Raw genomic sequence first — 11,458 nt, 5'->3', positions numbered from 1 at the left:
TTCTATTTTAGAACTTATTTATTGCTTCTTCTCAGCGCGCAGACTACACATTTAGCCCTAATCTTTCTATATAGTTCTGTTTTAGAACTTAAAAACAACAAAATAGCGCGAAAAGCGTGCGCTGGAGAGGGGTTGGCGGTTTTACGTCGCGCTACGGCGCCACGTAATGCGGCGCCTTATTGACGGACTGGCGGAACGTTGCTGCAAAGTAATGGGTGATAACGCTGGGGGTACGGTGTAACGAGACCCTTCCCATTCAGACCATCGACTCTCTTACTGTGAGACGATGGCCGAGCGAGAAACAAGCTTATTTGGCCTGAACGGCCATTTCGCTATGGAATTGGTCGATGTCATCGACCACCACACCGCCATCTAGGGTCGCAAAGGCTTCATCGGCGAAACGTTTTCCACGCAGCTGAATCACCAACCTTGAGCGCTCCTCTGAGAAAACGGTGCTGTCAAAAAACGCTCTAACATCATCGAGCGTGGCAGACTCAACCGCCGTAATCAGTTCGTCGCGACTATCGAAATCATAATTTTCGATCGCCCAATCAGACGCAAAGGGACCCGCCTCCGACGATAAATTTTTGGGCGGTTCAGTTAGAGAGGTTAAAACTCCAGCTTTAAACTTCTCAAAGGAATCTTGTGACAAGTCAGCCAATTCCTCCCGATATTCAATCGTGTATTGATTGAAGCGATCGAGCATATCCTGCGGTCCCTTCACGGGTGTTTGGATATAAAAAATGACCATCGGGTGTTGATATAGATCGAGCGACCCTCCGCCCGCTGCATAGCCCAACTGCTCTTCCGTGCGAAGCGTCTCAAAGGCTCGCACGCGCAGGTGCCTCGCAAGAATCCGACTCAGCGCACGATTCTTCACACTCGCCTCCGGCGCAGCAAAGGCGTACAGCATGCCAAGATCCTCTACCGGAACATCGCGGTTGAGTAGGTAGGTTGCACCTGGCTGGGGATCGTACACATCAGCTCGGGCATAACCGGCACTTGGACTTGCATTAACCACTTTAGCCATCCGCTCGTAGGTCGAAATGACATCGGCCTCATCGTAATTACCAAAGAAGAAGCCGCGCAAGTGACTCTCGGACAACGTTGCGTCGATAAACGCTTCCAAGTTGGTTAGCGTCGCTTTTGCCGCGGACAAGGCAAGTGCACTGTCGGTGAATTGGCCCTCTCTCGTCAGAAGCCCGAGTAAAGGTGATAGCCGAGTGTAGGGGAAGGCCCGCTTCGCGTTTTCTATTGACCGGAGATAACGCTCGACCGCCTGACCTAATTCAAGCTCAGTCGCCTCAACCCGAAGACCCGCTAAAGCCCGAGACAGCAACTCTGGCTGCTTATCGGTGAAGCCCGACATGGTGAGGGAGACACCACTTCCAGCGGACATCGACAATGACATACCGGCAACGGAAGCCTCTGTCGCTAGACGCGCCTGCTTGAGGTTGTAAAGTGACTCCCACAACGCCAGATAAACAAAGCTATCCACATCATTAAAAGCCTTCGGCGTATTTATCTGGATGCGCGTAAAGCCCTTGGGAAGCCCCTCAAAGTTCTCACTTCCTTTCAGCCAGAACGTCACGTTATCAGCGACCTCGACCGCCGTGGCGACCTGAGGCGGGGACTTGATATCAAAACGTTCAGGTAGCAGCGCATTCTGGCTAGGCAAGGTCAGCCCTAGTCGATCAACCAACGCAAGCGCTGCCGATGTATCACGAGGCAGCCACTCTTCAACCGAGTGCGGGGCGACATAGAATTGCAATTCTTTGTCTGTCGGCTCTTCCTGCGAAATAAACCATACGTTGGAGCGCTCAGCGACCAGCTGGGACAGCAATGTATCAACGGCTTCCTGGTTAAAGCCATCAAATCGGTAGGGGGCATCAATGACATTTTCAATCGGGTAATCCTGCATGGCCGCAGCTAGGCTGGACGCATAGGAGAAGTCATCTGTCTTCTCGAGGAACGTAAATCGATTCTGCAGCGATTGCCGGTATTCCTCGACGTATCGATCATCCACGCCCTCGCGGCGAAGTAGCTCAATATAGCCCGTCACAACATCATAAATTTCCTCGCGGCGTTTCATCCCCTGAGGGGTCAGCTGAACGCTGACCTCAAAGGTTCCGTAGTTACCATAGAGCGATTCGTAGCTTGATGTGTAGAGCTCACTGATCAAACCGAGCGACTTAAGCTTATCGGCCGGGGCACCGGGCATCTCAGAGCCGATAACATAACCAAGGTAATCACCGGGCTTACTCCGCCACTCGGCCTGATTGTTATCGATAATGTAGCTGATCCGCATTTCCCGGAGATCGCGCTGAGGTTTAAACCGAATTAACTTACCCGCCACTTTCGAGAAATCGAGCTCGGTCGTCACGGTGGGTTTATCAGTTTCTTTATTGGGAATCAGTGCAAAGTATTGACTTGCCAAGGCTTCCATTTCGGCAACAGGCAGCGGGCTAATCAAAACCAACGCCATAAGATTGGCGGAGTAGTACTGCTCAAAGAACTCGACCGTCGCCGGGTGAAGCTGACGGGTCTCCTTGTCAGCCAGCGTTTCAAGATTCCCGATTGTGAATCGGTTCGCCGGGTGCTCCCCCAACAACTCACGCTGTAGCCGGTAAATCGAGCGACCTTCTGATTCTCGGCGCATAGACCACTCGGCATTAACGGCATTTTTTTCTTTTTGGATGTAATCCGGATCCAATATAGGTGCCGAGAAGAACTCCGAGAGTCTATGTAAGGCCTCCGGGAACGCCTGATTCTCGATGGTAATCATATAGTTCGTGATTTCACTCGAGGTGTAGGCATTCGAACTGCCCCCATTCTCAGCCGCGAAATTCATATAACCATCGGGCTCTGGGAAGCTCTCTGAGCCCATGAACAACATATGCTCTAAATAGTGAGCCATCCCTTGGAAATCCATTGGATCCGAGAACGCACCAACACCGACACTCAAGGCGGCCGCTGATTTCTCAGTTTCGCTATCTGAGACCATCAGTACCTTTAGACCATTATCCAAGGTTACTGCCGCGTAACTACGATTATCGTTAGGGCTTTTATTGACGACCACGGGCTCAATCGATTCAGTTTCCTCTGAACCACACCCAACCATAAGGGCCAATAAAACAGCGCCAATACCCGCGCGAAGACAACCCCAAACCTGCATAGCTTCTCCCTTCAATTGATTCATTCAGTGGCTGCCTTTGGCCAAGATACGAGTAGGACGTTGCAAAGTGTTGCCAGGGGTATAGCAAAAAAGACGCCCCAAACACCCCACAAACCGCCAAAGACGAGCACCGCAATAATGATCGCCACCGGATGCAAATTTACCGCCTCAGAAAATAAGAGTGGAACAAGCACGTTGCCATCGAGCACTTGTATCAGCATGTAAAGCCCAACCACCCAGTAAAAGTCACCTGCAAGACCAAACTGAAGTAGCGCCACCAGCATGACGGGAATTGTCACCAGAAACGCTCCGATATAGGGCACGATGACACTCAACCCAACCAGTAGTGCCAGTAAAGCGGTGTAGTTCAAATCGAAGGTTGTGAAGGCGGCATAACTCACGGCGCCGATAATAGAAATCTCGATACCCTTGCCACGAACATAGTTCGCAATTTGCACGTTCATTAACCGCCCAATTTGATCAAGCTGCGGCCGCTCCGTCGGAAAGAAATTGAGCACCCATTGCAAAATGACTTCACGGTCTTTAAGGAAAAAGAACACCATGAGCGGAATAAGCACCATATAAATAGCAAACGTCAGGACTCCCGGTATCGATGAGAGGCCAAAACCCAAGGCTGCTTGCCCAAACGATGCAACTTGCCCTTGGAGGGTCGACATCAACTCGTCGATCGGCGCTTGCTCAATCATGGTGGGATACTTCGCAACAATTCCTGCAACCTCAGTCTGTACCGCCTCCACCATGGCCGGTGCTTCTCTAATCAGACTGCCAAGCTGGCGCCAAACCAACGGCGCAAGACCCACCGTAAAGCCTGTGAAGATACCCAAAAACAGAAAGGCTGACCCGGCCAGTGCAAGCGTTTCATTAAGCCCCCAGCCCACAAGTCTATCTGCGACACCTTGCATGAGATAAGCCAGAATCAGCGCGACGAACACAGGCATTAATACATCGCCCATTGTCGTTAGCAGCAAGAACGTTAGCGCCATAATGATCACGAGGATCACAGACTCTTTGTGAGTCAAGTGTTGCTCGTACCACTGCTTGATTGTATCGATCATGGACTATCTCCAGGCGCCGGCGATTTCAGCTTAAGTGTAATCGCAAACATCGCTTCCAATCGCTCCCAGCTGACGGTATGACCTTCGAGTCGCGCAAAGGTTTCAAAATCTTTCGGAGCTGATGGGTCTGTTACCAAAACCTTGAGGCTGTCTGTAAGTACCCCCTTGGCAATAGCGCGTTTCGCCATTAACACCGGTATGGGACATCGCTTGCCGCGAGCATCTATTGTTTGGACATTAAACATCGAGAATCCAGAGCCTCCGGGGCGAGTATACCCTCATTAGGAACCAACAAGCGGTTCTTTTGTCACACCTTACGAAGCCACAGACGCGAAAGTCAGTTAAAGTCTCGCCATGCTAAAAGCCTTCCTTCACCGCCTGTTTATTTTTATCGCAACCGCGATGGTGACGCTCGGCTTCGCACAAGCCTTAGCCGCTAATGAGAACTTAAAGATTCCGAATCTCGGTGCTTCGAGCACGAGTCTCTACTCCGAGGAATACGAGCGTCGGCTTGGTAGCTTGTGGCTAAAAGTTTTTCGCGCACAGGCTCCTGTTCTCGATGACCCTCTGCTCTACGATTATATCGAGAATTTAATTTTTCAATTGGTTCTTCACAGCGATCTTCACGACAGACAGCTTCAGCTTGTCGTCGTTGACAACCCCACGATTAACGCGTTCGCGGTACCAGGTGGCATTGTTGGCGTTCACAATGGTCTGGTCCACCAGGCTGAAACTGAAGACGAGCTCGCGGCGGTCCTCGCGCACGAAATCGCGCACTTAAGTCAGCGCCACTTCTCTCGACAGCGGGAACAAGCGCAGAGTCAAAGCTCTTTAACCATTGCCGGACTGATGGCCGCTATCGCGCTGGCAGCTACTGCCGGATCCGATGCGGGACTTGCGGCGATGACGGCCACACAAGCGGCGGCTCAAGACTCCCGGCTACGGTACTCACGCGCTAACGAATCCGAAGCCGATCGCATTGGTCTAAGAACGCTCGTTGCCTCTGGTCGTGACCCTCATGCAGCGGCCGATATGCACGAGCGAATGCTTGCATCCCACCGCCTTTACAGCACCAATCGACTTCCCGAGTTTTTGCGAACACACCCGCTCTCGGAGAAGCGCGTTGCCGATATGCGCAACCGTGCTCGGGCCGAGCGACGCGTTATACGGCCCAAGAGCTTTGATTTTCAACTCATGCAAGCACGCGTCCGGCACCAACTCGCCAGAACGCCTAAGGCAGCCATCGATCTTTTCAAAGAGCAGACACTCAAAGGCGGAACTGAGGCCGCCGCCGGATGGTACGGACTGGCGCTAGCTCAGCTAGACTCTAACGAGCCTGTAAAAGCTCGCAATGCGCTCGAACAAGCGATGAAACCGGATCCCAACAACATCGCCTTTCTTATCGCTAATGCAACCATCGACACGGCTCTAGGAAGACATCAGTCGGCTTTGAAACAACTCAAGCGGCGATTGAATTTGTCACCTGGCAACCATCCCCTCACCATGGCTTATGCCGATGCCCTATGGCAGGCGGGAATGCCCCACATCGCCGCCCAGATATTGAAGACTCAAAGCAAGCGCAAGCCAGAGGACCCTGGCGTTTGGTACCGCTTAGCTGAAGTGCAGGGTTTAGCAGGTGACATTATTGGTCTTCATCAATCTAGGGCCGAATACTTCATTTTGGTCGGCGCGCTCGATGCCGCCCAGAGCCAGCTCAGCTATGCGCTTAAGCTTGTGAACAATAACTTCACGCAGTCGGCCACCATTAATGAGCGGCTGCGAGATGTAATGGACATAAGAGAGGAGCTGGAGAACTCTTAAGCTCGCCCTACGACACTCGTGTTTAACGACTGCGCAAATGACAACATTCGGTCTAGCGGCTTCATAGCGCGGTCAGCCAGCGCAGGATCAACAAAAACCTCCCGACCTTCCGGCGCATCGAGCACGTCAGAGAGCAATTCGAGTTCATTCATGGCCATCCAGGGACAGTTGGCACAGCTTCTGCAGGTAGCACCCTCTCCCGCCGTTGGCGCAATCAAAAAGGTTTTGTCAGGAGCGGCTTTCTGCAGCTTGTAGAAGATGCCCTGATCCGTCGCCACGATAAATTTTTGCTGGGGTAATTCGGTTGCGGCTCTTATGATTTGTGTCGTTGATCCGATGTGGTCTGCTATCTCAAGTACCGAGGCAGGCGACTCTGGATGCGCTAGCACCGCGGCATCTGGGTGTACGTTTTTGAGATCTAATATGCCTTTGGCCTTGAACTCCTCGTGCACGATACAAGCACCATCCCAGACCAAAATATCCGCACCACTCTCGCGGCGAACATAATCGCCTAAATGTCGATCGGGTGCCCACAGCACCTTTTTACCCTCATCTGCGAGGTGCTCGGCAACGTCAAGCGCAATGCTTGAGGTGACCACCCAATCGGCTCGCGCCTTCACCGCCGCAGAGGTGTTGGCGTAGACGACCACATCCCGATCTGGATGCGCATCACAAAAAGCGGAAAACTCGTCGATAGGACACCCTTCATCGAGCGAACAGGTAGCTTCGAGTGTAGGCATCAACACGCGCTTGTTTGGCGTCAGTATTTTTGCGGTCTCCCCCATAAATCGTACGCCCGCTACGAGCAGGGTCTCAGCGGGATGATCTCGCCCAAAGCGCGCCATCTCCAGGGAGTCCGACACACAGCCACCAGTGGCCTCGGCCAGGGCCTGTATCTCTGGTGAGGTGTAGTAATGCGCGACAATCACTGCGTTATGGGCATCTAACTGTGCACGAATCTTATTCTCCAACGCTGACTGCCGCTCGGGCGTCAACCGAGCGGGTACGCTCGCTAAATGCGTCTGAACTTGCTCGCGTATCTCACGGAGTTTTTGATCTGCAATCGACACCAAAAAAAGCCTTCACAATGCGTAGCGCGCAGTTTACCTTCATATGAAGGAAGTAAAAGCCCGAAGTTCAGGCTTTGCCTCAGTAAGGCTGTGTCGCCAGCCGGTGAGTGATGAAGCGTAAAGACTCAGCTAGGGTGACGACCTAATAATAAAGTAATACCGATGACATGACTGAGAAGCAATGCGTACATAAGGGAATGAAGACTTGGTGGTAAAACCAAACGACAACCCATTGGTACTTGTATGTGACGATGACAGCATGCAACGCCTTCTTATCCGACAGTGCCTAGAGTCGGAGGGTATGCGAATCTTAGAAGCCCAAGACGGGCACGAGGCGCTCGACCTCGTCGCCAATAACAACCCTGACTTTGTCTTTATGGATGTCGATATGCCGGGTATCAGTGGCATTGAAACCTGCCGACATCTGCGTGCCCGGGTAGAGAGCGAAGACACCCCCATACTTATTGTTACTGGGGCGGATGACCAGGAAACGATTGACCTGGGGTTCGAAGCCGGCGCCACCCACTACATTACCAAGCCCTTGAATTGGCCGCTGCTAGGCAGGCTGGTCAAATACATGTTGCGCTCTGCCGACACCTACAAAGAACTTAAATCAAAAGAAGATCACCTTCGATATCTGGCCTACTTTGACCATTTAACCGACCTTCCTAATCGACGTAGCTTTACCGAGCAGTTACGAAGAAATTTGGTCAACTCCGAAAAGAACGAAGGCCAGACAGGCTTGATCATGATCGATATCGATCACTTCAAGCGGATCAATGACTCCATTGGGCATGAGCGCGGTGATCTTGTCCTCAAGAAAATAGCGTCTCGTCTGCAGACGTGCGCGGCTGAGATTGGTCCCATCGCTTCCGAATACCCCGGCGCGAAGAAAACATATCCACTCGATGCCTTTGCGTTGGAAATTGCCCGCCCCGGCGGCGATGAATTTTCAGTCATTGTCAGAAACCCCTACGGCGAAGAGCAACTCAACCAAATTGCCGAGCACCTTATAGACTGTTTGTCTGAACCGATTCAAATCCCGGGTCATACGTTGGTCATTACACCCAGCATTGGCATTGCGATGGCCCCAGATCACGGCCGTGCACCTGAAGAACTACTTGTTCGCGCCGACTCCGCGGCCTACGCCGCCAAAGCGGAAGGTCGTCAGCGCGCGAGAATGTACGACAGCTCTATTGCTTACGACTCTGCGCAAGAACTCTCGATCGAAGAGGGACTGCGTCACTCGTTACTCACAACGGGACTCTCGCTGGTTTATCAGCCACAAGTCGATTTATTTACCGGTGCCATTATCGGTGCAGAGGCGCTTGTGCGTTGGGAGGACGAGCAGGGAAATGCCATCTCACCCGACCGATTTATTCCTGTGGCGGAGAGAAGTGGACTGATTAATGAGCTTGGCGATTGGATTTTGAATCGGGTCAATGCCGATGCAAAGGCCTATGCCGGGCAGCTACCAAGTAAGATGTCTTTGGCCATAAATCTATCGCCGCTACAATTTAATCAAAGTAATTTTGTAGAGCGCTTAACCTCGACACTCAAACAGCTAGAGATTCAATACAAAATTGCGCTTGAGCTCACCGAAAGCGCCATCATGAACAGTGGTGATGACAGTATTGGCAAGCTCCACCAGCTCAGAAACTTGGGCTTTAAACTCGCAATCGATGACTTCGGCACAGGCTACTCATCGTTGAATTATTTACGGCAATTCCCACTCAACACGCTGAAGATTGATCGGACTTTCGTTAATGATCTCGGCTCAGAATCAGGTAACGCAATCGTCAATGCCATTGTTTCGATGGCACAGGCGCTAGGGCTTGATTTAGTTGCTGAGGGGGTTGAAACGGCAGAACAAGCAACCTATCTACGCGAACGCGGTTGTTATTCTATACAGGGCTACCTTATCTCGAAGCCTGTGCCGATCGATGAACTCGCCAGGCTTTGTCAACACGACTTCCGCGCAACTGTCGGTCTAGACTCAGAAGACGGATGATCCTGCGGACAAGACCTTGGCTGGGGCTCATCCTGAGTTTACTTCTAATCGGCTGCTCACCACTGCCCACCCACACGCAAAACGCACCTGACAGAGAGAGCGAACGGCCACAAAAAAGCGCACTGGTTGTCGCAAAGACGCAGGCTCTCGCTAAAGCGCAAGTTTTGGCAGCGGGCGGCATCATTACGCACAACCTACCGTTACTTAACGCCGTTGGCGCTTTACTGTCGCCGCAAAGCATCCAGAAACTCTCCGAAAATCGGAAGATTGATAACATCATTATCGATGCCGCGCTATCTGACGAGGAGGCACCCGAGTACGCCATCACCAAACACGCTGCAGATTGGTTGCGAAGTGAACGAGGCGCCCCCGTTCAGAACGATTGGTTAGAGACGCTTATTGCTCGAGACGAGCAAGGCCTCACAGGCCAAGGTGTTGGTTTGGCCATCGTCGACACCGGTATCTCAAAAAATGCCACCTGGGGTGAGCCATCTCCAAGAATCATTGCACGCTACAACTCAGTTACCGATATTGAGGGTGGTGACGTCTCAGACAGTACGGGGCACGGAACACATGTAAGTAGCCTTATTGTGGGGGCAGGCAGTAATTGGGCGGGTATAGCACCCCTTGCGTCACTGGTTATTGTCAAAGCCTTCGATGCGCAGGAACGCGCACAGTTTTTAGACGTGATTCGAGCTGTTCAGTGGGTGACAGTGAATAAAGAACGATTCGGTATTCGGGTCCTTAATTTATCCATCAGCGCATCAACAGAACTCCCTTACAATCTAGATCCCCTCAATCGCGCCCTGACAGCCGCTTGGGATGCGGGCCTCGTTGTGGTGGTCTCGGCGGGCAATCTAGGACCCCACCTTTCCTCGGTGACAGCGCCCGGAAACAATCCCTGGTTGATTACCGTCGGAGCGGCTTCTTTCGATAATTCTGCGAGCGAAATTCGCGTTGCACCCTTCTCAGGAAGAGGCCCAACACACTCAGGACACATCAAACCGAACATTGTGGCGCCGGGGACGCGTCTCGCGGCATTTTTGCCACCAACCGTCAGCCGTCCAAGCCACGAACCAACGGAATTTACGAAGGACGGACTGTGGGTAACGAGTGGTGCCTCACAGGCCTCAGCGGTTGTTGCGGGACTGGTAACACTGTTGCTCGAAGCGAGACCAGAACTGTCAAATAATGACGTCAAATGCTTACTTGCAAATACAGCGAGGCCGCTGGCAAGGGAAAGCAAAACACCCATCTCACCGATGTCACAAGGAAGAGGCTTGATTGATATCAGTGCTGCACTTCGTGCAACTGACACTGACTGTGAGGAGCGATTCGAGGGTTTATCGCCCGGTACTGTTATCGAAGGCGCTTACACATTAGACCCGCATAAATAGACGCGCGTATATAGACGCAAGGATTGAAGGCGCGCATACCCATCTACCGCTGTAATTAGGTCGTCTCAGGCACGCAGACTCCCTGTATGTGGCATCACGTGCTTGAGACGGGATACACCAGTTGTCGCATGCACCGTGTAACCCCTCTGACAGATTGGGGGCTGACATCGGTGTCTGATACCCAACCTTCGGGTCACGTCAGATCACCGAGCCCGTCCGCCACATTTTGTTTTTGCGGTATAAATAATGTGCAATGCAAATAGGCAACGACTTTTGTGGGTTATTTATTGGCGTAGATAGGGGCTTGCAGTGGGGCCGGACTTAAACCCCACACCCCAAGGCGCTTAAAAAGAAAAACTCGAAACCCAAGAACCTACTTTTTTAAAAAATCCTGCCCAAAAGTCTTCACCCATCTTGGGCACCCGGATCAAACCGCGTGGGTTATTCACAAACTGTAACTCGATGCCACTGCTCCCTAGTCTGAACCCAACCGATAGCCAAGGTAGAGCCATCGGCGTTTTGACTTAATTCAGCGCACAGACGCTAGGAGCTAAAGATGAAAAATGTAATCACCGTTGCAGCAGCAGTAGCTACTCTCGCACTGTCCAATGTCACCTTCGCCGGCCAGCCTGTGGGTGCTGCGATGGTTTCAACAAAAGTTGTTCCGCAGACAGCTGCTACCGTGACTCAGACCGCTGGTACAGAACTCGCAGCGAGTCAGATCAAGTCTTTCCAGTGGGGCAGTACTCCTGTTCGCACACAAGTAACTGCAGAGCGCGTCGTAAAAGCAAAGAGTCTTGCGGTGAAGCCTTCGGTGATCACGTGGCCAAGCACGACAGGTGGCACAACAATGCCCTCGCGACGAGACAAAAAAGACAAATAAGATTTCTAAGACCAGCGTAAAACAC

Annotated in this window: 8 protein-coding genes; 4 read left to right on the top strand and 4 right to left on the bottom strand. The window is 52.1% G+C overall.

Annotated elements, in window-relative coordinates:
• Nucleotides 1–307: 307 nt before the first annotated feature.
• From E0F26_RS05525 to E0F26_RS05515, 3 genes are read right to left on the bottom strand one after another with little or no spacing between them, the layout of a single operon-like run.
• Entirely contained in the window at nucleotides 308–3,199 is a 2,892-nt protein-coding gene (locus E0F26_RS05525; RefSeq protein WP_279243047.1) for an insulinase family protein, read from the bottom strand.
• Nucleotides 3,196–4,251, bottom strand: coding sequence for an AI-2E family transporter (locus E0F26_RS05520; RefSeq protein ID WP_279243046.1), 1,056 nt, complete (start codon nucleotides 4,249–4,251; stop codon nucleotides 3,196–3,198). Before E0F26_RS05520 ends, E0F26_RS05525 begins: the two co-directional genes overlap by 4 nt.
• A complete protein-coding gene (locus E0F26_RS05515; RefSeq protein WP_279243045.1) occupies nucleotides 4,248–4,496 on the bottom strand; it encodes a sulfurtransferase TusA family protein in 249 nt (82 codons plus the stop codon). Before E0F26_RS05515 ends, E0F26_RS05520 begins: the two co-directional genes overlap by 4 nt.
• Nucleotides 4,497–4,605: 109 nt before the next feature.
• On the opposite strand from E0F26_RS05515, the gene E0F26_RS05510 reads away from it, so the two are divergent.
• Nucleotides 4,606–6,072, top strand: coding sequence for a M48 family metalloprotease (locus E0F26_RS05510; RefSeq protein ID WP_279243044.1), 1,467 nt, complete (start codon nucleotides 4,606–4,608; stop codon nucleotides 6,070–6,072).
• On the opposite strand, the gene nadA is transcribed toward E0F26_RS05510, so the two are convergent.
• Nucleotides 6,069–7,142 carry a quinolinate synthase NadA gene (nadA, locus tag E0F26_RS05505; RefSeq protein ID WP_279243043.1) on the bottom strand — a complete coding sequence of 358 codons (1,074 nt, stop codon included), beginning with the start codon at nucleotides 7,140–7,142 and terminating at the stop codon, nucleotides 6,069–6,071. The genes E0F26_RS05510 and nadA overlap by 4 nt on opposite strands.
• A gap of 208 nt (nucleotides 7,143–7,350) precedes the next feature.
• Here nadA and E0F26_RS05500 point away from each other — a divergent pair, with 208 nt between their 5' ends.
• The 3 genes from E0F26_RS05500 (at nucleotide 7,351) to E0F26_RS05490 (ending at nucleotide 11,433) form a co-directional block, all read left to right on the top strand.
• Nucleotides 7,351–9,153 (top strand): putative bifunctional diguanylate cyclase/phosphodiesterase, encoded by a 1,803-nt coding sequence (locus E0F26_RS05500; RefSeq protein ID WP_279243042.1) that lies wholly within the window; start codon nucleotides 7,351–7,353, stop codon nucleotides 9,151–9,153.
• A complete protein-coding gene (locus E0F26_RS05495) occupies nucleotides 9,150–10,550 on the top strand; it encodes a S8 family peptidase (RefSeq protein WP_279243041.1) in 1,401 nt (466 codons plus the stop codon). Before E0F26_RS05500 ends, E0F26_RS05495 begins: the two co-directional genes overlap by 4 nt.
• Nucleotides 10,551–11,106: 556 nt before the next feature.
• Nucleotides 11,107–11,433: a hypothetical protein gene (locus E0F26_RS05490; protein WP_279243040.1), complete on the top strand. Its 327-nt coding sequence runs from the start codon at nucleotides 11,107–11,109 to the stop codon at nucleotides 11,431–11,433.
• Nucleotides 11,434–11,458 lie beyond the last annotated feature (25 nt).

The organism is Candidatus Paraluminiphilus aquimaris (assembly GCF_026230195.1).
Lineage (GTDB): Bacteria > Pseudomonadota > Gammaproteobacteria > Pseudomonadales > Halieaceae > Luminiphilus > Luminiphilus aquimaris.
This window is presented reverse-complemented; position numbering and strand designations above follow the sequence as displayed.

Bases quoted from the DNA above. Each gene is read 5' to 3' on its own strand.
- E0F26_RS05525 (WP_279243047.1), bottom strand. From the start codon at position 3,199: ATGAATCAATTGAAGGGAGAAGCTATGCAGGTTTGGGGTTGTCTTCGC.
- E0F26_RS05510 (WP_279243044.1), top strand. From the start codon at position 4,606: ATGCTAAAAGCCTTCCTTCACCGCCTGTTTATTTTTATCGCAACCGCG.
- E0F26_RS05515 (WP_279243045.1), bottom strand. From the start codon at position 4,496: ATGTTTAATGTCCAAACAATAGATGCTCGCGGCAAGCGATGTCCCATA.
- E0F26_RS05495 (WP_279243041.1), top strand. From the start codon at position 9,150: ATGATCCTGCGGACAAGACCTTGGCTGGGGCTCATCCTGAGTTTACTT.
- E0F26_RS05490 (WP_279243040.1), top strand. From the start codon at position 11,107: ATGAAAAATGTAATCACCGTTGCAGCAGCAGTAGCTACTCTCGCACTG.
- E0F26_RS05520 (WP_279243046.1), bottom strand. From the start codon at position 4,251: ATGATCGATACAATCAAGCAGTGGTACGAGCAACACTTGACTCACAAA.